Source organism: Sphingomonas sp. LR60 (genome assembly GCF_036855935.1).
Classification (GTDB): Bacteria; Pseudomonadota; Alphaproteobacteria; order Sphingomonadales; family Sphingomonadaceae; genus Sphingomonas.
Genome location: NZ_JASPFK010000001.1, coordinates 1,749,533 through 1,769,607, shown reverse-complemented (window position 1 = coordinate 1,769,607; position 20,075 = coordinate 1,749,533). Strand labels below are relative to the sequence as shown.

At 67.9% G+C, this 20,075-nt stretch carries 20 protein-coding genes and 1 pseudogene; 9 read left to right on the top strand and 12 right to left on the bottom strand.

Annotated features, from left to right (window positions below; all coding sequences use genetic code 11):
- Positions 1–7 precede the first annotated feature (7 nt).
- Positions 8–511 carry a protein-export chaperone SecB gene (secB, locus tag QP166_RS08055; protein WP_333915446.1) on the bottom strand — a complete coding sequence of 168 codons (504 nt, stop codon included), beginning with the start codon at positions 509–511 and terminating at the stop codon, positions 8–10.
- 191 nt (positions 512–702) lie between these two features.
- Between secB and QP166_RS08050 the strand changes: the two genes are divergently transcribed.
- From QP166_RS08050 to QP166_RS08040, 3 genes are all read left to right on the top strand, one after another.
- Positions 703–1,347 (top strand): Tim44/TimA family putative adaptor protein, encoded by a 645-nt coding sequence (locus QP166_RS08050; RefSeq protein WP_333915445.1) that lies wholly within the window; start codon positions 703–705, stop codon positions 1,345–1,347.
- Between the two features lie 250 nt (positions 1,348–1,597).
- The gene (mltA, locus tag QP166_RS08045) at positions 1,598–2,671 is read left to right on the top strand and encodes a murein transglycosylase A (protein WP_333917292.1); all 1,074 of its coding nucleotides are present in this window, start codon (positions 1,598–1,600) and stop codon (positions 2,669–2,671) included.
- Positions 2,646–3,179 carry a Smr/MutS family protein gene (locus tag QP166_RS08040; protein ID WP_333915444.1) on the top strand — a complete coding sequence of 178 codons (534 nt, stop codon included), beginning with the start codon at positions 2,646–2,648 and terminating at the stop codon, positions 3,177–3,179. Before mltA ends, QP166_RS08040 begins: the two co-directional genes overlap by 26 nt.
- 114 nt (positions 3,180–3,293) lie before the next feature.
- On the opposite strand, the gene dapE is transcribed toward QP166_RS08040, so the two are convergent.
- Positions 3,294–4,424, bottom strand: coding sequence for a succinyl-diaminopimelate desuccinylase (gene dapE / locus QP166_RS08035; RefSeq protein WP_443027197.1), 1,131 nt, complete (start codon positions 4,422–4,424; stop codon positions 3,294–3,296).
- A 14-nt stretch (positions 4,425–4,438) separates the two neighbouring features.
- Here dapE and QP166_RS08030 point away from each other — a divergent pair, with 14 nt between their 5' ends.
- Positions 4,439–4,870: a cupin domain-containing protein gene (locus tag QP166_RS08030; RefSeq protein ID WP_333915442.1), complete on the top strand. Its 432-nt coding sequence runs from the start codon at positions 4,439–4,441 to the stop codon at positions 4,868–4,870.
- Between the two features lie 4 nt (positions 4,871–4,874).
- On the opposite strand, the gene QP166_RS08025 is transcribed toward QP166_RS08030, so the two are convergent.
- Positions 4,875–5,537, bottom strand: a complete 663-nt coding sequence (locus tag QP166_RS08025; protein WP_333915441.1) for a glutathione S-transferase family protein — start codon at positions 5,535–5,537, stop codon at positions 4,875–4,877.
- Between the two features lie 149 nt (positions 5,538–5,686).
- Here QP166_RS08025 and QP166_RS08020 point away from each other — a divergent pair, with 149 nt between their 5' ends.
- Positions 5,687–5,854: a hypothetical protein gene (locus QP166_RS08020; protein WP_333915440.1), complete on the top strand. Its 168-nt coding sequence runs from the start codon at positions 5,687–5,689 to the stop codon at positions 5,852–5,854.
- 232 nt (positions 5,855–6,086) lie between these two features.
- Here QP166_RS08020 and yihA read toward each other — a convergent pair whose 3' ends face one another.
- The 6 genes from yihA to QP166_RS07990 form a co-directional block, all read right to left on the bottom strand.
- On the bottom strand, positions 6,087–6,737 hold the full coding sequence (gene yihA / locus QP166_RS08015) for a ribosome biogenesis GTP-binding protein YihA/YsxC (protein ID WP_333915439.1): 651 nt from the start codon (positions 6,735–6,737) through the stop codon (positions 6,087–6,089).
- Positions 6,734–8,437, bottom strand: coding sequence for a membrane protein insertase YidC (gene yidC / locus QP166_RS08010; RefSeq protein WP_333915438.1), 1,704 nt, complete (start codon positions 8,435–8,437; stop codon positions 6,734–6,736). The genes yihA and yidC overlap by 4 nt, the downstream gene beginning before the upstream one ends.
- Before the next feature lie 18 nt (positions 8,438–8,455).
- Positions 8,456–8,668 (bottom strand): membrane protein insertion efficiency factor YidD, encoded by a 213-nt coding sequence (yidD, locus tag QP166_RS08005; RefSeq protein ID WP_184032497.1) that lies wholly within the window; start codon positions 8,666–8,668, stop codon positions 8,456–8,458.
- Positions 8,665–9,018: a ribonuclease P protein component gene (gene rnpA, locus QP166_RS08000; RefSeq protein ID WP_333915437.1), complete on the bottom strand. Its 354-nt coding sequence runs from the start codon at positions 9,016–9,018 to the stop codon at positions 8,665–8,667. Before rnpA ends, yidD begins: the two co-directional genes overlap by 4 nt.
- Before the next feature lie 47 nt (positions 9,019–9,065).
- Positions 9,066–9,200, bottom strand: coding sequence for a 50S ribosomal protein L34 (gene rpmH / locus QP166_RS07995; RefSeq protein ID WP_028056723.1), 135 nt, complete (start codon positions 9,198–9,200; stop codon positions 9,066–9,068).
- A gap of 86 nt (positions 9,201–9,286) precedes the next feature.
- A complete protein-coding gene (locus QP166_RS07990) occupies positions 9,287–9,562 on the bottom strand; it encodes a hypothetical protein (protein ID WP_333915436.1) in 276 nt (91 codons plus the stop codon).
- Positions 9,563–9,660: 98 nt separating this feature from the next.
- Between QP166_RS07990 and QP166_RS07985 the strand changes: the two are divergent.
- Positions 9,661–11,170 (top strand): annotated as a pseudogene (locus QP166_RS07985) (YifB family Mg chelatase-like AAA ATPase).
- Positions 11,171–11,319: 149 nt separating this feature from the next.
- On the opposite strand, the gene QP166_RS07980 reads toward QP166_RS07985, so the two are convergent.
- Positions 11,320–12,642, bottom strand: coding sequence for a dicarboxylate/amino acid:cation symporter (locus QP166_RS07980; protein ID WP_333915435.1), 1,323 nt, complete (start codon positions 12,640–12,642; stop codon positions 11,320–11,322).
- A 72-nt stretch (positions 12,643–12,714) separates the two neighbouring features.
- Here QP166_RS07980 and QP166_RS07975 point away from each other — a divergent pair, with 72 nt between their 5' ends.
- Complete coding sequence (locus tag QP166_RS07975; protein ID WP_333915434.1) at positions 12,715–13,971, top strand: M24 family metallopeptidase; 1,257 nt, start codon at positions 12,715–12,717, stop codon at positions 13,969–13,971.
- 3 nt (positions 13,972–13,974) lie between these two features.
- On the opposite strand, the gene QP166_RS07970 is transcribed toward QP166_RS07975, so the two are convergent.
- Positions 13,975–14,691 (bottom strand): choice-of-anchor E domain-containing protein, encoded by a 717-nt coding sequence (locus QP166_RS07970; protein WP_333915433.1) that lies wholly within the window; start codon positions 14,689–14,691, stop codon positions 13,975–13,977.
- 127 nt (positions 14,692–14,818) lie between these two features.
- On the opposite strand from QP166_RS07970, the gene alaS reads away from it, so the two are divergent.
- Positions 14,819–17,482 (top strand): alanine--tRNA ligase, encoded by a 2,664-nt coding sequence (gene alaS / locus QP166_RS07965; protein ID WP_333915432.1) that lies wholly within the window; start codon positions 14,819–14,821, stop codon positions 17,480–17,482.
- A 297-nt stretch (positions 17,483–17,779) separates the two neighbouring features.
- Here the strand turns inward: alaS and QP166_RS07960 are convergent, their stop codons facing one another.
- Positions 17,780–18,463 carry a hypothetical protein gene (locus QP166_RS07960; RefSeq protein WP_333915431.1) on the bottom strand — a complete coding sequence of 228 codons (684 nt, stop codon included), beginning with the start codon at positions 18,461–18,463 and terminating at the stop codon, positions 17,780–17,782.
- 159 nt (positions 18,464–18,622) lie between these two features.
- On the opposite strand from QP166_RS07960, the gene radA reads away from it, so the two are divergent.
- Entirely contained in the window at positions 18,623–19,990 is a 1,368-nt protein-coding gene (gene radA / locus QP166_RS07955) for a DNA repair protein RadA (RefSeq protein ID WP_333915430.1), read from the top strand.
- Positions 19,991–20,075 lie beyond the last annotated feature (85 nt).

Sequence of the window (20,075 nt, the reverse complement as noted above, 5' to 3'; positions counted from 1 at the left end):
TGTCAGATCACGCCTGACCGGCGTCTTCGGTGCCGAACGACACGCCCTGTGCCTGCGCCTGCTGAAGAAACAGCGCGTTGAAGTCGATTGGCTCCAGCAGCAGCGGCGGGAAGCCACCGTCACGGATCGCATCGGCGACGACGCGGCGCGCGAACGGGAACAGCAGGCGCGGACCCTCGCCGAGCAGGAACGGCTGGACATGATCGGCCGGGACGTTGCGCAGCCCGAACAGCCCGGCATAGGACAGCTCGGCGATGAACGCGGTCTTGCCGCCGGTGGTGGCGCGCACCTCGATCTTCAGCGTGACCTCGTGGACCTCGTCGGCGACCTGCGCCGCACCGATGTCGAACTGCACGTTGATCTCCGGGGCCTGCGGCTCCTGATAGACCGCCGGCGCGTTCGGGTTCTCGAACGACAGGTCCTTCACATATTGCGAGATCAGCCCCGCGGCAGGCGCCGTGTCGGCGCCGTTGGCCAGCGGTTCACCGCCTGCATTGCCAAATTCGTCCATCGTCCTACCCCTATCGTCAGGCCAGGCGCGCGCCGGTGCGGCGCCGCGCGGGAAAGTGTCGGGCGGTTAGCAGCGCCCCGCCGATGTGACAATCGCGGATGCGGGCTGCGGCGGATACAATGCGGGACTTGGGCGATTTGATGTTCGGTGCCCACGCGCCTATGTACGCACACCAGCTTACTGGAGTTGCCGTGTTCTACGTTGTCCTGCTCGCCATGGTCGCCGGCTTTCTGGCGCTGCGACTCTATTCGGTTCTGGGCAAGCGCTCCGGCCACGAACAACCGCTGCCGAAGCCTGCGGAGGAGCGGGTAGTGACCGCCGCCGTCCCGCGCGCGGTAGAGACCACGTCGGAGATCCGGGAGCCCGCCACGCGCCCCTTTGACAGCGCGACCGAACCCGGTCTGCGCGCAATCGTCTCGGCCGAGCCGGGCTTCGACGTCGCCCGCTTCCTCGAAGGCGCGAAGTCGGCGTACCGCATGATCCTCGAGGCGTTCTGGCGGGGTGACGAGGCGGCGTTGCGCGATCTGGTCAGCGACGACGTCCACGCTGCTTTCGCCGAGGCGATCGAGGCGCGCAACGCCGAGGGACAGGTGCTCGACAATCGCTTGATCACGATCGAGCGCGCGACGATCGTTTCCGCGGGCGTGGCGAACGGTGAGGCGCGGGTCGCAGTACGGTTCGATGCCGACATCGCGGCAGTGACGCGCGACGCGGAGGGCAACGTCATCGCCGGATCGACCAGCGATGCGGTTCAGACGCACGACGTCTGGACTTTCGTCCGCACTGTTCGTGCCTCGGATCCGAACTGGATCCTCGCCGACACCGACGAAGCCTGAACGAAGAATTAGAAAAGGGGGACGGGTTGCGGAGCAAAGCGACGCTCGCGGTGGCGGGCGCCCTGTTGATGGCTGGCTGCGTCGGGCCGGGCGGCCGCTCGGCCCCCCGCCGCCGTCCCCACGTCCGGTCGCCGCGACGCCGCGCCCTTCGACGCTTCCTTCGCGACCGCTGGCGGTTCGCCAGCCGGTAGCCTCGGTTCCGCTTCCCGCCATTGCGGCCGCAGTCGTGCCCGGCGCGACCAGCGCGGCGATGGCCGGGCTCACCCCCGCGATCGACCTGGCGACTGTCCCGCTCGATGGAGCGCAGGCCGGTGCAGCGCTCGACGCGTTTCGCATCTCCTGTCCGAGCCTCGTGCGCCGCACCGACACGTCGGGTCTGACGATCGCGAGCGACTGGCAGGCGGCCTGTACCGAAGCGGCGCGCACCGACCCTGCCAATGCCGCGCCATTCTTCCAGCGCTGGTTCGAAGCGGTGCAGGTCGGCGACGGTCGCGCCTTCGCCACCGGCTATTACATTCCCGAGATCGCCGGGTCGCGTCGCCCCCGCGCAGGCTATGCGCCGATCTACGGGCGCCCAAACGATCTGATCGAAGTCGACCTAAGCGCTTTCTCCCCGACATGGGCGGGCAAGAAGATCCGCGGACGCGTCCAGGGTCAGGCACTCGTGCCGTATTTCGACCGGACCGCGATCGAGGAAGGCGCGCTCGATGGTCGTGCGCCGATCCTCGGCTATGCCGCTGACCCGGTCGAGTTGTTCTTCCTGCAGGTGCAGGGATCGGGCTTCATCCGGCTCGACGAAGGGGGCGTGCTCCGCATCGGGTATGACACGCAGAACGGGCGCGACTACACCGGCATCGGTGCGCTGATGAAAAGCCGTGGGCTGCTCGGTCCCGGCCAGTCGTCGATGCAGGGTATCGTCGCCTGGCTGCACGCGCATCCCGACGAAGGCCGGGCGATCATGCGCGAGAACAAAAGCTATGTCTTCTTCCGCGAGCTGACCGGCGCGCCGCAAGGGGCGCTCGGCCTCCCGGTCAGCGGCGGCGCGACCGTGGCGGCCGATCCGAAGTTCGTGCCGCTCGGCGCACCGGTGCTGCTGTCGATGGACCGGACCGACGCCAACGGGATCTGGATCGCGCAGGACACCGGCGGCGCGATCAACGGCAGCAACCGGTTCGACACCTTCTGGGGTGCGGGCGAGGAAGCACGCGCGATCGCGGGCGGGATGAGCGCGCGCGGCACCGCGTTCGTGCTGTTGCCGCGGGGCAGCTATGCGCGCTGGCGGGCAGGGCAGGCGGCGAGTGGCGGCACGACGCCTCGGCCCTGACGAGGAGGCGCTGTGGGCGCGAGTGCGCGCTACTGTGCGCGCGATCCCCGGCCGCAAGGTCGCCGCGCCGTCGTCGGAGCGGCTGCCGCTTCCCGCGCCCGTAAAGGTCGCGCATGTTCCCGGCGTCCCGACCCCTCCGCCCTCTCACATCCGTCGTGAGCCGGGTCATACGCTTGACGGCGGATGGGACCGGCGGTTGGCAGGCGGTATGGTCGCGCCCGATCGCACGATCGACCTCCACGGGCATACGCTGGCGAGCGCGCACGCCGCGCTCGAAATGGGACTGGGTCAGGCGCTGATGCACGGCGATCGCGTCATCCTGCTCATCACCGGCAAGCCACCGCGCCCCGAGAGCCAGCGCCCCCATGCGCGCGGTGCGATCCGCGCCGCGATCCCCGATTGGTTGCGGCTGTCCGCCTTTTCCGGCGCAATCGCCGCAGTCCGCAACGCGCATCCGCGCCACGGCGGCGCGGGAGCCTTGTACGTGGTGCTACGCCGCCGGCGCTGAGGACACTTCTGCTCGGGCCGCTTCCGGATCACTCCGTCGTTGCCAGCGCAGCGAAGCAATCCAGGGCGTCCTGGTCCAACCCTGGATTGCTTCGCTGCGCTGGCAACGACGAGGCTACGCTGCCGCCGAAAACACGCGCTGGATGATCTTTGTGTAAATCTCGGTAAGCTGGTGCAGATCCTCGATCGACACGGCTTCGTCGGCTTTGTGCATCGTCGCGTTGAGCAACCCGAATTCGACCACCGGGCACAAGGCGCGCAGGAAGCGCGCATCCGAGGTGCCGCCGGTGGTCGACAGCTCCGGCGTGCGCCCGGTCACATCCAGCACTGCCGCGGATACCAGCGCGGAGAGCTGCCCGGGCTCGGTCAGGAAGGCTTCGCCCGAGATGCGCGGCGTGACGATCGCATCCGGGGCATGGGAATGGACGATCGCCGCGACCCGGTCGGCAAGTGCCTGCCCGTTCTGGAGATCGTTGAAGCGAATGCTGATCCGCGCAGTAGCACGCGCCGGGATGACGTTCGTTGCCGGATTCCCGACCGTGATATCGGTGATCTCGAGATTGGACGGCTGGAACCAGTCGCTGCCCTGATCGAGCAGCAACGCATCCAGCGCGGCGAGGATCGCGACCAGCCGCGGGATCGGATTGTCGGCAAGGTGCGGATAGGCGACATGCCCCTGACGCCCCGGCACCTCGATCCAGATATTGACCGAGCCACGCCGCCCGATCTTCACCATGTCGCCGAGCGCCGCGACCGAGGTCGGCTCGCCGACGAGGCATAGGTCGGGCAGCAGTGCCCGTTCGCGCATCCGCTCGATCAGCGACACCGTCCCGAACGTCGCCGGACCTTCCTCGTCGCCGGTGATGATCAGCGTGAGCCGTCCTTCGTCTACCGGCACGCGCGCCGCCGCGGCGATGAACGCAGCGACCGCGCCTTTCATGTCGACCGCGCCGCGCCCGAACAGCAAGCCGTCGCGCTCCCGTGGCGCGAAGGCGTCGGCGCTCCAGCCATCGCCGGGCGGCACGACATCGACATGCCCGGCGAAGGCGAGGTGCGGCCCATGCCCGCCGCGCGTGGCGAGCAGGTTCTCGACCGGGCCGTCGGGCGCTTCGCCGCTGATGCGGCGCTCGACGTCGAAACCGAGCGGGAGCAGCGCCGCTTCGAGCACGTCGAAGACCGGCCCGTGCGCGGGGGTGACGCTTTCCGCGCCGATCAATAGACTGGCGAGGTGAACGACATCGATCACAAGGAGCACTCCCGATGCCGAAGCTGGATGTCGACGGCGTACCGCCCGCCACGGGCAGCGACTATCCGCCGCCCTTCGCCGCCGCGGCCTCCGGACGACTGGTGCGCGATCTTGCCCAGGCGGGCGGGCTCACGGACTTCGTCGCGACGCATGTGACGGTCCCGCCGGGCGGCTGGTCGTCGCAGCGGCACTGGCATGAGGGCGAGGACGAAATCCTCGTCGTGCTCTCCGGCACTGCGACGCTGGTCGACGACCATGGCGCGACCGCCCTGCACCCCGGCGACGTGGCGGTGTTCCGAAAGGGTGACGCGAATGCGCATCACCTGCGCAACGACGGCGACGCGCCGTGCGTGCTGTTCGCGGTCAGCCTGCCCGAACGCTCGATGGTCCATTATCCCGATATCGCCATGCGCTGGTCGCCCGACGCCGGCTACGCACGCGAGTGACATGTCAGGCGACGGGTTGCTCGAACTTCTCGATCACCCATTCCTCTTCCTGCGCGCCGGCGATCCAGTCCTGCATGAACGGATGCTGGAGGACCGCCAGCACATAGGCGGCGGCAAAGCGCGGGGTAGGGAGCGAGTAGGTGACGATGCGGGTACACACCGGCGCGAACATGATGTCGGCCGCACCGAATTCGCCGAACAGGAAGTCGCCGCCGCTGCCGAACCGCGCGCGCGCCTGCGCCCACAATTCGAAGATCCGCGTCAGATCGGCGCGCACGTCGTCGTCGGGGGTCACCGGCGGATAGACCTGCCGGATGTTCATCGTGTGCTTGCGGCGCAGCGCCGCGAAGCTGGAATGCATCTCGGCGGCCATCGACCGCGCCATTGCGCGTGCCGCTTCGTCGGCCGGCCAAAACAGATCGCGCCCGACCTTGTCGGCGAGATAGTCGACGATCGCGAGACTGTCCCACACGACCGCCTCGCCATCCCACAGGATCGGCACCTTGCCCGAAGACGGCGCGAACTCGTCGCCCTCGCGGCGGCGATCCCATTCGTCGTCGTAGAGCGGCACCACCATCTCCTCGAAGGGGAGCGCCGATTGCCGGCACGCGAGCCAGCCGCGCAGCGACCAGGAGGAATACGCCTTGTTGCCGATGATGAGCTTCATGCCGCCCGGCGTAAGGGGCAATGACGCGAAGGGCAACGCCGTGCGGAATTTTGACGACCGCGGCGTTAACCGCCCTGTTCAATAGGCTGTCAGTCACCCGCCTGTAGAACGGGTTCCAAGAGAAGGACCGTCAACGAAGGAGCATTGCCATGGCCAGCTTTCCACCGACCGACACGTCGCTGAGTGCAACGACGCCCGCATTCGTCCAGGCGCCGACGTTCGTGTTCGCGGCCGATGCTCCCGCGCCGACCCGTTCCGAAGCGCTTCGTCAGCAGATCGAAGCCGCCCGCACCGCCCGCCGCGCGACGATCTGGTAAGGAGCCTTCGATCGCTGCCACGGACCTGATCGAGACCTATGCGAATTCCGGAAGTCTCCCTCAACACGCCGTCACCCCGGACTTGTTCCGCGGTCCGCTGATCCGCGAAAGCTATCGCTTACCCGTTCGCGGAATAGTGGATGCCGGAGTGACTTCCGTGGAAGTCTCGACTTGATCCAAGGTTGGCCCTCGCCATGCCCGGTTCTCAAGGGCGGCGAGCGAGGCGCGAAATTCAGCCGATTGCCTCGACCACCGCGGCGCGCAGTTCGGCGATCCCCATCCCGCCGTCGCTGGAAGTGACGATGATCTCCGGATGCGCTGCCGCCCGCTTGCGCGCCTCGGCCTCGGTCGCGGCGACGGTCACCGCCAGCTCGCTGGCCTTCACCTTGTCCGCCTTGGTCATCACCAGCCGATAGCTGACCGCCGCGCGATCGAGCATCTCGAGGATTTCCCGGTCGACGTCCTTGATGCCATGGCGGCTGTCGATCAGCACCAGCGCGCGCTTCAGCACCTGCCGCCCGCGCAGATAGTCGTTCACCAGGAACCGCCACTTCTTGACGATGTCCTTGGGTGCCTTGGCGAAACCGTAGCCGGGCATATCGACCAGCCGGAACGCCAGCGGATCGCCGACGTCGAAGAAGTTCAGCTCCTGCGTCCGGCCCGGCGTCACCGACGTGCGCGCCAGCGCCTTGCGCCCGGTCAGCGCATTGAGCAGCGACGACTTGCCGACGTTCGAGCGCCCCGCGAACGCCACCTCCGGCACCTCGTCCGCAGGCAGGAAGTCCAGCGCAGGCGCCGACTTCAGGAACTCGATCGGCCCGGCAAAGCGCTTGCGCGCCGCCTCGATCGCTTCCTCGTCGAAGCGGGGATCGATGTCGGTCACTTGGCGGCTGCGTTCTTCAGCTGCGGATGGCGGCTGTAGAGCCACTTCTGCTGCAGGATCGAAATGCAGTTGGTCGTGATCCAGTAGATCTGAAGGCCGACCGCGAACGGCGCCATCACGAACATCAGCACCCATGGCAGGATCGCGAACACCTGCTGCTGCGCCGGGTCCATCTGCGTCGGGTTGAGGCGGAACTGGAAGAACATCGAAATGCCTAGCAGCACCGGCACCACGCCGATCGCGAGGAAGTGCGGCAGCGTGATCGGAATATAGCCGAACAGGTTCAGGATCGTCGCGGGATCGGGCGCCGACAGATCCTTGATCCACAGCGCGAACGGCTGATGCCGCATCTCGATCGTCAGCATCAGCGCTTTGTAGAGCGCGTAGAAGATCGGGATCTGGATCAGTGACGGCAGGCAGCCGGCGAGCGGATTGACCTTCTCCGCCTTGTACAGCGCCATCGTTTCCTGTTGCTGGCGCTGCTTGTCGTCCTTGTAGCGCTCCTGGATCGCCTTCATCTTCGGCTGGAGCGCGCGCATCGCCGCCATGCTCGCGAACTGGCGCTGCGCGATCGGGAAGACCAGCAGGCGGATCGTCAGCGTCAGGATGATGATCGCCACGCCGAAATTGCCGACGAGCCGGAACAGCCAGTCGAGATAATAGAAGATCGGCTTTTCGACCAACCGGAACCAGCCCCAGTCGATCGCATAGTCGAGCTTCGTCACCGCGCCGGTATCGGTGTAGCGGTCGAGCAGCTTCACTTCCTTGGCGCCCGCGAACAGCTTGGCGGTCTGCGTCAGCTGGCGACCGGGCGGCAGCATCTGCGGCGCGGTGGTGAAGTCGGCCTGATAGGCGCTGTTCGCCCCGGCGCGGAACTGCCCGTCGAACGCACGACCCTGATCGGGGACGAGCGCGGCGAGCCAATATTTGTCGGTGAAGCCCAGCCAGCCGCCGGTCGTCGTGAAGCGCGTCGGCTCCTTGTCGACGTCCTTGAAGTTCGGATTGTAATGCGCCGCGCCGTTGTTGACCGACATCGGCCCGGTGTGGATCGTCCAGCTGTCCGGGTCCTTCGACACGCCGACGCGGCTGACGAGGCCGTAAGCCGCGACCGGCACCGCCGCGCCGCCGCCATTGGCGACGGTCTGCTTGACGGTGAACAGATAGTCGTTGTCGACGGCGATCTCGATCGCGAACCGCTGCCCCTGCGCATTGGTGGCGGTCAGCGTCACCGGCTTGCCCGGCGTCAGCAACGGCGCCGAGGACGTCCATACCGCGTCCGCGGGAGGCGGAGTCAGGCCATCCGCGCGCCAGCCGAAGCCCGCGAAATAGGCGTCGGTCGTCCCGGCGGGCGAGAACAGCCGGATCGGCGGCGAATCCTTGGCGAGCGATTCCTTGTAGCGGGTGAGCACCAGATCATCGATCCGCGCGCCCTTCAGGTTGATCGAGCCCTTCAGCGCGGGCGTGTCGATCCGCACGCGCGGGCTTTCCGCCAGCACCACGGCGCGATCGCGGATCGCGGCGGGCGAGTCGGCGGTCGGGTCCGCACCGGGGTTGGGCAACGGCTTGTTCTTGCCGTCGACCATCTTGGTCGCGGGCGGGTTCGCCGTCGGGAAGACGCGGCTCTGGATCAGCGGCCATCCGAACAGGATCAGCGCCGCGATCACCGCGAACAGCACGAAGTTCTTGCTCTCGTCCTTCACCAGCGTCCCACGCTTTCCTTATGGCACCGGATCATGCCCGTGCCCGCCCCAGGGATGGCACCGCGCGATCCGGCGTATTGCCAGCCAACTGCCTTTGCCCGCGCCATAGCGGCGAAGCGCCTCGATTGCATAGGCTGAACATGACGGCTGAAACCGGCACGAGGGCGGAAGCAGGACCGACGGCCCCAGCTGCCACCCGCGCGCGAGCAGGATCAGCACGCGCGCGATCACCGTTTCGGCCGCGATCGGTTGCCGCCCGGCGCGACGTTCCGGCTCTTCGTCAGCGCCTTGGCCAGATGCTCGCGCAACCCGGCATAGTCGGAGGTGAGCGCCGCCTCGCGCCCGATCAGCACGTGATCGGCACCGGGCCAGCCATGGTCGGGCAGGATCTCGCGCGACAGCGCGCGAAAGCGCCGCTTGATGCGATTGCGCACCACCGCATTGCCGACCTTCTTGGTGACCGTGATGCCGATCCGCATCGTCGCGACACCGTCGCCGCGCGGGTGCACCAGAAGCACGAAGCCGGGCATCGGCACCCGACGCCCGGCGTTCGCGGCCAGATAATCCGGCCGTCTGGTCATCCGCCCGACCGCGGCCGTGGCCACGGACGGACGGGAGTCCGTCGTGATTACGCCGACAGCTTCTTGCGACCGCGCGCGCGACGCGCCCGGATCACCGCCCGGCCGCCGACCGTGGCCATCCGCGCGCGGAAGCCGTGACGGCGGGCGCGCACCAGATTGCTCGGCTGAAAGGTCCGCTTCATCGTTCATGTCCCGAAATCGAATGTCGAAGGGCCGCCCATGCGGACGGCCCGAAAGAAGGACGCCGTTAGGGAGGCTGCCGCCAAAGTCAACGCGCCCCGGCACGATCGCGCGCCCGGCGGCGCAGGGCGCTGCGCCGGCGAAGCGCGACATCCACCATCCCGCCGAGTCGCGGCCAACGCCGCTTGGCGCGCGCAAACCAGCTTCGCGCCCGCGCCGAGTTGCGCAGGATCAGCACCAGTCCCGCGGCCATCGGGAACACCCCGCCGGGGCCGGGCAAGGGCGCAATCACCGCCGCGAGTAACAGCAACAGCCCGCCGAGCAGCAATTGCGCATATCGCAGGGCCGGATGGCGGCGGGTCATGGCGCCGATGTGGCGCAGGTGTGTTGCAGTTGCAAGGCACTGCTGCCCATTCGACGTCGTCGCAAGGCGGCGGTGGCGCGCGGGAAGCTGGGGTGTGAATGGTCGCGATCGTATCGACGGTAGCCTATCTGGGTCTGGAGGCGCGCAACGTCGAGGTGCAGGTACAACTGATCCCCGGCCTTCCGGCATTCAACGTCGTCGGGCTGGCCGACAAGGCGGTCGGCGAAAGCCGGGAGCGGGTGCGTGGGGCCATCGCGGCAATGGGCCTGTCGTTGCCGCCGAAGCGGATCGCGGTGAACCTCTCGCCCGCCGATCTGCCCAAGGAAGGCTCGCACTTCGACCTCCCGATCGCGCTCGGGCTGCTCGCCGCGATGGGGGTGGTCGATGCCGAGGCGCTCGCCGACTATGTGATCGTTGGCGAACTCGGGCTCGACGGCCGCCTTGCGCCGTCACCGGGCGTGCTGCTCGCCGCGCTCCACGCCGCCGAGACGGGCAGGGGGCTGATCTGCCCCGCCGCGCAGGGCAGCGAGGCGGCGTGGAGCGGCAGCGTCGAGGTCGTCGCCGCGCCCGATCTGCTCGCGCTGCTCAATCACCTGAAGGGCCATGGCCTGCTCGCCTTGCCGAAACCCGGCGACGTGGAAGAGCCGCGCACAGGCCCTGATCTGCGGCAAGTGAAGGGGCAGGAGGTCGCCAAGCGCGCGCTCGAGATCGCCGCCGCGGGCGCGCACAACCTGCTGTTCGTCGGACCGCCGGGCGCGGGCAAGTCGCTGATGGCGGCTTGCCTCCCCGGCATCCTGCCGCCGCTCGACCCGGCCGAGGCGCTCGAAGTGTCGATGGTCCAGTCGGTGGCGGGAACCTTGCCCGGCGGCACGCTGACCCGCACGCGCCCGTTCCGTGCGCCCCATCACTCCGCCAGCATGGCAGCGCCGACCGGCGGCGGGTTGAAGGTGAAGCCCGGTGAGGTCAGCCTCGCGCATCACGGCGTGCTGTTTCTCGACGAACTCCCCGAATTCCAGCGCGCGGTGCTCGATCTCGCTCCGCCAGCCGCTGGAGAGCGGCAGCGTCAGCGTCGCGCGCACCAACGCGCACGTCACCTATCCGGCGCGCGTCCAGTTGATCGCGGCGATGAACCCGTGCCGTTGCGGGCATTTGGGGGACGCCGCGCTGGCCTGCGCACGCGCACCGAAATGCGCGGCAGATTATCAGGCGAAGGTGTCGGGTCCGCTGCTCGACCGGATCGACCTGCACGTCGACGTCGCGGCGGTCAGCGCCGTCGACCTTACGTTGCCGCCCCCGGCCGAAGGTTCGGCGGAGGTGGCGTCCCGCGTGGCGGAGGCGCGAGCGATGCAATCGGCGCGGTTGGCGGAGAGTGGCCTGCGCACGAATGCTGAGCTGGATGGCGACACGCTCGAACGTTTCGCCTCACCCGACGCCGCTGGACGCGAGTTACTGGCGCAGGCGGCGGTGGCAATGAAGCTGTCGGCGCGCGGGTACACGCGTATCCTTCGCGTTTCACGCACCATCGCCGATCTCGCCGGGTCTGACACGGTCGGTCGCATCCACATCGCTGAGGCGCTGAGCTACCGGCGGCAACCACCACGGAATTGACTTGCTGATTGCCGCAAAACCAATGCCTTCATTCCCGCGAAGGCGGGAATCCAGACGCGCAGGTCCGTCGAAAGAAGCGAAGGGTCAGAGGTTCTGGATCCCCGCCTGCGCGGGAATGACGGAGTGGCCGCGGTCAGGCGGCCAACCCCTCAAACCTCCCGGAAGCTCTCCACCTCGCGCGCCGGCCCGTCTCCGGACGGCGCCGCCGCCCCCGCGATCACCGGCGACTCGCGCGGGTCGAGCCCGCCCTCCCATTTCGCGATCACCGCGCTCGCCACCGCATTGCCGATCACGTTGGTTGCGGTGCGGCCCATGTCGAGGAAATGGTCGATCGCCAGCACCAGCAACAGCCCGGCCTCGGGCAGGTTGAACATCGGCAGGGTCGCCGCGATCACCACCAGGCTGGCGCGCGGCACGCCCGCGATCCCCTTCGACGTCACCATCAGCACCAGCAGCATCGTGATCATCTGCCCAAGCGACATGTCGATGCCATAGGCTTGCGCGATGAACAGCGACGCGAAGGTCATATAGATCATCGAGCCGTCGAGGTTGAACGAATAGCCGAGCGGCAGCACGAAGCTCGCGATCCGCGGCGGCACCCCGAAGCGGTCGAGCGCTTCCAGCATCCGCGGGTACGCCGCCTCCGACGAGGCGGTCGAGAAGGCGACCAGCAACGGCTCGCGCACATAACGGATCAGCTCGCGGATCCGCGAGCCGATGAACAGGAAGCCGAGCCCAAGCAGCACCGCCCACAGCACCAGCAAGGTCAGGTAGAAGCTGCCCATGAAGTACGCGAGCTGCCCGATCACCGCCGGGCCGCGCTCGGTCAGCGTCCCCGCCACCGCCGCGAACACCGCGAGCGGCGCGACGCGCATCACGTAATCGGTGACCCGCAACATGACGTGCACCAGCGCGTCAATCGCTTTGACGAGCGGCGCGGCTTTCTCGCCGACCGCGGTGATCGCCACACCGACGAACACCGACATGACGACGATCTGCAGGATCTCGTTCTTCGCCATCGCATCGACCATCGAGGCGGGGACGATGTGCGTGAAAAAATCCTTGAGATTGAACGCAGTCGTCTCCAGCCCGCTCGACTGCCCGGCCGGTGGCAGCGCCAGTCCGATCCCGACGCCCGGCTGGAGCAGATTGACCATCACCAGCCCCAGCGTCAGCGACAACAAGCTGGCGGTGATGAACCAGGCGAGACTGCGCGCGCCGATCCGGCCGAGCGCGGCGGTGTCGCCCATCTGCGCGATTCCCGACACCAGGGTCGCGAAGACGAGCGGCGCGATGATCATCTTGATGAGCCGCAGGAAGATGCTGGTCAGGATCGAGAAATAGCCGGCGATTTCGGTCAGCCGCACCTGTGCGGCGGGCGAGCCGTCGTCGAGCCAGGTGTTGAGCACCAGCCCGACGATCAGCCCGAGCACCAGCCCGGCAAGGATATAAAGGGTCAGCCGCTTGGCCATTAATCGCTCCCGTATGCGCGTATAGGGAAGGGGATTGCGGTCGCGCGGTCAAGCACCGTATCGTTCGCAACCATGTTCTCCGCTCCCTTCCGCCCGTCGCGCCGCGCTCTATTGGGCGGTGGCGCCGCGTTGCTCGCTGCCTCGGTAGTACGCGCTGCCGAGCCCGATCTCGCCGGCCTGACCGACATGACCGCCGACGCGGTGCCGATCGACTTGGCGGAGCGACAGGCGCGGTTGTCGCGCGCGCAGGCGCTGATGCGCGCCGCCGATATCGCCGCGGTGCTGATCGAGCCGGGGTCGAGCCTCATCTACTTCACCGGGGTCGCCTGGCACCGTAGCGAGCGGTTGACCGCAGCGGTGATCCCGGTCGAGGGTGAGCCGTGCATCGTCACCCCGTTCTTCGAGGAACCCTCGGTTCGTCAGACGCTCTCGGTTCCGGCGGAGGTGCGCGTGTGGCAGGAGGACGAGGACCCGCTCAAGGTCGTTGCCGGCTTCCTGCGTGATCGCAAGCTGGCGGGCCGGACGATCGGGATCGAGGAAAGCGCGCGCTTCTTCGCCTTCGATGGCCTCGCCCGTGCACTGCCCGGCGCCAGGCTGGTCAGCGCCAATACGGTCGTACGCGGCTGTCGGATGATCAAGACGCCCGCCGAGATCGCGCTGATGCAGCGCGCGACCGACGTGACGATCGCCGCCTATCGCTGGACGCACCCACGCGTCGAGGCCGGCATGACCGGCGCGCAGATCGGCGCGCTGATGACCGCCGCGACGAAGAAGCTGGGCGGCGACGCAGAGTTCTCGATGGCGCTGATCGGCGCGGCCGCTGCGCTTCCGCATGGCAGCCGCGAGGTGATCCGCGTCGCCGATGGACAGGTCGTACTGATGGATTGCGGCTGCACCGTGCAGGGCTATCAATCGGACGTGTCGCGCACCTGGGTCCACGGACGCGCGACCACCGAGCAGCGCACCGTCTGGGATCAGGTGAAGGCCGCGCAGGCGCTGGCATTCCGCACCGCGCAGATCGGCGTGGCGGCGGGGGCTATCGACGATGCTGTCCGCCGTCATTACGAGGCGCTCGGCTACGGCCCCGGCTATCGCCTGCCGGGCCTGTCGCATCGCACCGGGCACGGGATCGGCATGGACGGACACGAACCCGTCAACCTCGTCCACGGCGAGACGACACGTCTGGCGGCGGGAATGTGCTTCTCGGACGAGCCCGGCCTGTACCTGCCGGGCAAGTTCGGCGTGCGGCTCGAGGATTGCTTCTACATGACGCCCGGCGGGCCGGCGTGGTTCAGCACCCCGCCGGCCTCGCTGGATCGACCGGTCTGAGCGTCAGGCGGTCGCTATGGTCCGGCGACGCCGCCGCAGCGCCGCGCCGGTGGTCGCGAACCCCGCGATCATCAGCGCCCAGGTAGCCGGCTCGGGCACCGCCGGCGTATAATTGTAGGTCAGCTTGTAATTGGCGCTGCCGCAGAAATCCTCGCCCGGCGCAATCGGGTTGCCGTTGACGACGACGCATCCGCCCTGAAGCTGGGCGACCGACCCGCCCACCGGCACGCCACTGAACATGGTATCGCCCGAACCGACGGTCTGGCCGTAATCATAGCCGTTGAAGGTCACGCCACGGTTGAGGAACGGCGCCGGGTCGAACGTGAAATTCGCCGAGCCGGTCGCGACCACCTCGAAGAAACCGAAGTTGCTCTGCCCGCTGCGCCGGCTGAGCGGGACGCTGCTGCTGCCCGACCCGGTGAGCGCGACGAACGGCTCCGGAAGCGCCGCATTGTTCGAGCGAAGCTGCCACTGCCCGTCGATCGTCCACGACAGATCGGCGGTCGTCGCAGCGCCGACCGGCGCCGACACCCGCCAGCCGCGCGTCTTTGCCAGGCTCACCGACAGCATTACGCTGTCGAGCATGCCGAGCCGGGTATCGAAGCCCTTGAAGCCCGCCAGCGCGCCCTGTTCCGAATCCGTCTGAATGATCGTCGCCGCCTGAGCGCCATGCGCGGTCGATGCCGCGGCGATCGCGGCCAACCCCAGCAGAAATTTCATTGATATTCCCCCGATTCTCCGGCGGCGGGCTTTGCATACATGATTAATTCAGACAACCGCGCATCTAGCGGTCCCTGCTTTCGCCAGCCTCTAGGCAGCGCGGCCTTCGCGGATTAAGTCGAGCGCCATGACCGCTACCAACGACATTCGCCGCTCGTTCCTCGACTATTTCGGCTCGACCGGGCACCAGATTGTGCCCTCGGCCCCCTTGGTGCCGCAGAACGATCCGACGTTGATGTTCGTCAACGCCGGCATGGTGCCGTTCAAGAACGTGTTCACCGGTTTGGAATCGCGGCCTTATTCCACCGCCACTTCCTCGCAGAAGTGCGTGCGCGCCGGCGGCAAGCACAATGATCTCGACAATGTCGGCTATACCGCGCGGCACCACACCTTCTTCGAGATGCTGGGCAATTTCAGCTTCGGCGCCTATTTCAAGGAACAGGCGATCACCCACGCCTGGACCCTGCTCACCAAGGAATGGGGCCTCGACCCGGACCGACTGACCGCGACCGTCTTCCACACCGACGATCAGGCATTCGATCTGTGGAAGAAGATCGCCGGCCTTCCCGATCACCGCATCATCCGCATCGCGACCAAGGACAATTTCTGGGCGATGGGGTCGGATGGCCCGTGCGGTCCCTGTTCGGAGATCTTCTACGACCACGGCGAGCATATCCCCGGTGGCCCTCCGGGCAGCCCGGACGAGGACGGCGACCGCTTCGTCGAAATCTGGAATCTAGTCTTCATGCAACATGTGCAGGAGGCCGATGCGATCGTCGGCGACCTGCCGCGCCCGTCGATCGATACCGGCATGGGGCTGGAGCGGATCGCGGCGGTGATGCAGGGCGTCACCGACAATTATGATACCGACACGTTCAAGGCGCTGATCGCCGCTTCCGGCGCGCTGACGCACACCGCCACCACCGGCGACAACCAGGCGAGCCACCGCGTGATCGCGGATCACCTGCGCTGTTCGGGCTTCCTCGTCGCCGATGGCGTGCTGCCGGCGAACGAGGGCCGCGGCTATGTGCTGCGCCGGATTATGCGCCGCGCGATGCGCCACGCGCATCTGCTCGGCGCGAAGGAGCCGTTGATGCACCGGCTGGTCCCGGCGTTGATCGCCGAGATGGGCGTGGCCTATCCCGCACTGATCCGCGCGCAGCCGCTGATCGAGGCGACGCTGCGCCAGGAAGAAACCCGCTTCCGCCAGACGCTCGACAAGGGGTTGCGGCTGCTCGACGACGCCACCGCGGGGATGAAGCCGGGCGACACGCTGGCCGGCGACACGGCGTTCCGCCTCTACGACACCTACGGCTTCCCTTATGATCTGACCGAGGACGCGCTTCGTGCGCAGGACTTCAAGGTCGATCGCGCCGGCTTCGATGCCGCGATGGCCGAGCAGAAGCGCGCCGCCCGCGCGGCCTGGAAGGGGTCGGGGGCGAAGGCATCGGACGATCTGTGGTTCGATCTGGTCGAGGAAGTCGGCGCGACCGAATTCACGGGCTACAGCAGCGATGTCGGCGAAGGCGTCGTGCTCGCACTGGTCAAGGACGGTGCACGCGTCGAGCACGCCGCTACCGGCGAAACCGTCGACGTGATCGTCAACCAGACGCCGTTCTACGGGGAGAGCGGCGGTCAGGTCGGAGACGCGGGGATCATCAGCAGCGACAATGGCTTGCACGCCGACGTTGCCGAAACGTCGAAGCAGCTCGGCAAGCTGTTCGTCCACCATGCGACGATCGCCGCCGGCACCATGAAGGTCGGTGACACCGTCAAGCTCGCGATCGACGTCGCGCGCCGCGCCGCGATCCGCGCCAACCACTCCGCCACGCACCTGCTGCACGAGGCGCTGCGCCAGAAGATCGGCACGCATGTCGCGCAGAAGGGCTCGCTCGTCGCACCCGAGCGGCTCCGCTTCGACGTCTCGCATTCCAGCGCGATGACCGCCGACGAACTTGCCGAGGCCGAGCGCGCGGTCAACGCGCAGATCCGCCGCAACGGCAGCGTCGAGACGCGGCTGATGACCCCCGACGAGGCGATCGCCGAGGGCGCGATGGCGCTGTTCGGCGAGAAATATGGCGACGAGGTCCGCGTCGTGTCGATGGGCAGCGAAGCGGACGGCAAGACCTATTCGATCGAATTGTGCGGCGGCACGCACGTCCGCACGCTTGGCGACATCGGCGTGTTCAAGATCGTCGGCGAGAGCGCGGTGTCCTCGGGCGTGCGCCGCGTCGAGGCGCTGACCGGCGAGGCCGCGCGGCAATGGCTTAACGCCCGCGACGAGAAGCTGCGCGAGGCGGCAGCGACGCTCAAGGCGTCGCCCGACGAAGTGCCCGCGCGCGTCGCGGCGCTGGTCGAGGACCGCCGCCGGCTCGAGCGCGAACTGGCCGAAGCGAAGAAGGCGTTGGCACTTGGTGGTGGCAGCGGCGGCGCGCCGGCGGGTCCGGAAACGGTCGGCGGGGTCGGTTTCGTCGGTCAGGTGCTCGACGGGTTCGAAGCCAAGGGGCTGCGTGGCGCGGTCGACGATGCCAAGGCACGGCTCGGCTCGGGGGTCGCGGCGCTCGTCGCGGTCAACGACGGCCGTGCCTCGATCGCGGTCGGCGTCACTGCCGATCTGGCCGGCGAGATTAGCGCGGTCGAGCTGCTGCGACAGGCGGTCGCCGTGCTTGGCGGACAGGGCGGCGGTGGCCGTCCCGACATGGCACAGGGCGGTGGCCCCGACGGCGAAAAGGCCGCCGACGCCATCGCCGCGATCCGCGGCGCGCTAGAGGCACGGACGGTGGCGGCCTGACTTTATGGGGTTCGTCCCGGACCCGATCCGGGACTGCTGGACGATCTAATATCAGCCAAAGGCAGTCCAGAACCGTCATTGCGAGCGTAGCGAAGCAATTCAGCGCCGGACCAGTACGCCCTGGATTGCTTCGCTCCGCTCGCAAAGACGAGCGGGCACTTGAGGCGTTATCCAGGCAGCCGTTCCAATGTCCCGGCATCCGCGCCTCGCACAAAAACAAAACGCCGCCCGTGCCTGACCGCACGGACAGCGTTTCGCCCATGAAATGGCGGGGCCGAAACCCCGCCACCTCTAACTTCAGCGCGGCTTGCGCTTTGTCTTGGCCGGTGCGGCGCTCTGCGTCGTCGTCGCAGTCGTCTCCGCAGTAGCCGTGTCGGCGGTCGCGGTCGTCGCATCGGCGGTGGCACCCGCTGCTGCGGTCGCGCCGCCCGACGGCGCCGCACCCGCCATCGCTGCCTTGAGCTGCGCCGCGGTCATGCCGAGCAGGATACCCTGCGGTCCGGGGCCGAAGCCGGTCACCGGCAACACGGCGTCACCATCGGCGGTGGTCAGCGTCACGCCACTGGCATCGACCGACTTGATCGTGCCGAGCTGCGCGCCGCCCGTACCGTAGACGGTCGCGCCCGGGGTCAGCTTGGCCTTGAAGTCGGCCGAAGCCTGCGCCTGCTGCTGACCGGCGGCCGCTTCGAGCTGCGCCTTGGTCATCGCCAGCACCGGGCCCTGCGCACCGGCGCCGAGCGAGGTCAGCGGGATGGCGGCCTTCACGGCGCCGGTGTTGACCACGGCGTTGGTGCCGTCGGTCGACTCGACCGTGCCGACCACACCGCCGGACGTGTCATAGACGGTCGCGCCGGTGGTGACGGCTGCGCCGGCTGCCGGCGCGGCCTGCCCGGCCGCCGGTGTTGGTGCCGCGGCTTGCGCCAGGGCGGCGCCCGGGACCAATGCGGTCGAAGCAAGGGCGAGGATGGCGAAGTGCTTCACGAGGAACTCCTATACTCGTTGGCAAAAAACTGGGTCGGGTCCAAACGGTCTGGCCCCGGCAGGGTTCCGAATCTGTAACAATGCGCCTTGCCCTGTGATGAACGTCTTGTTCACCTTATGCGTGTTCCCTGATCGTTCCTGATGCGCTAGGTGTGAACAATGGCGAAGGTTCAGAAGAGATTTGTCTGCCAGTCGTGCGGCTCGGTCAGTCATCGCTGGCAGGGGCAATGTGCCGATTGTTCGGAATGGAACACGCTCGTTGAGGAGGCGCCGCTCAACGCGACTCCGTTCCAGGCCAAGCACAACCTGCAGGGTGGCGGCCGGATGATCGCGATGACCGCGCTCGACACGCAGGCGGTCTTGCCCGACCGGCTGCCGTTCGGCATCGCCGAGTTCGACCGTGCGCTGGGCGGCGGGCTGGTGGCGGGATCGGCGACGCTGATCGGCGGCGATCCGGGCATCGGCAAGTCGACCTTGCTGTTGCAGGCCGCCGCCGCACTGGCGCGCGCCGGGCATGACGTCGCTTATGTCTCCGGTGAGGAAGCGGCGGATCAGGTGCGACTGCGCGCACAACGACTGGGGCTTGGCGATGCCCCGGTGCGACTCGCGGCGGCAACATCCACGCGCGATATCCTGACGACATTGGGTCAAGGCACGCTGCCGCGATTGCTGGTGATCGACTCGATCCAGACGATGCATTCGGACCTGATCGAAGGCGCGCCCGGCACCGTCAGCCAGGTGCGCGCCACCGCGCAGGAGCTGATCCGCTTCGCGAAGGAGCGCGGCACCGCGGTGGTGCTGGTCGGGCATGTCACCAAGGACGGATCGATCGCCGGGCCACGCGTGCTCGAACATATGGTCGATACCGTGCTCAGCTTCGAAGGCGAGCGCAGCCATCAATATCGCATCCTGCGCAGCCTGAAGAATCGTTTCGGCGGCACCGACGAGATCGGGGTCTTCGCGATGGCCGGCGATGGTTTGATTGAAGTTTCAAACCCTTCCGCCCTGTTCCTCACGCAGCGTGACGAGGGTGTGACGGGCACTACGGTCTTCCCGGCGCTGGAGGGGACGCGACCAGTATTGGTCGAAATCCAGGCGCTGGTCGTGCGGGTCGCGAGCGGCGCGACCCCGCGTCGTTCGGTCGTGGGCTGGGATTCGGCGCGGCTGGCGATGATCCTCGCGGTGCTGGAGGCGCGCTGCGGGCTCAGCTTCTCGACCTGCGAAGTCTATCTCAACGTCGCGGGCGGCTATCGGATACAGGACCCCGCCGCCGATCTCGCGGTCGCCGCGGCATTGGTGTCCGCGCTTAGCGAACGACCGATCGCCGCGGATGCGGTGGCCTTTGGTGAGATTGCCTTGTCGGGGGAGCTGCGGCCGGTCGCGCATGCACCGTTGCGGCTGAAGGAAGCCGCAAAGCTCGGCTTCGAACGCGCATTGCTGCCCGCGGCGGTCGAGCGCGGCGCGATGCGGCAATCGGCGTTCCGCACCTTGGGGCAGTTCGTCGATCACCTGCTCGGCAGAGGGTAAGCGGGGCTGTCCTACAGCGTCCAACATCGGCTAGGCTGGCGGTCCGGCACGGCGGAGGGCGCGGCGAGCGCACGCGCGCAACCAC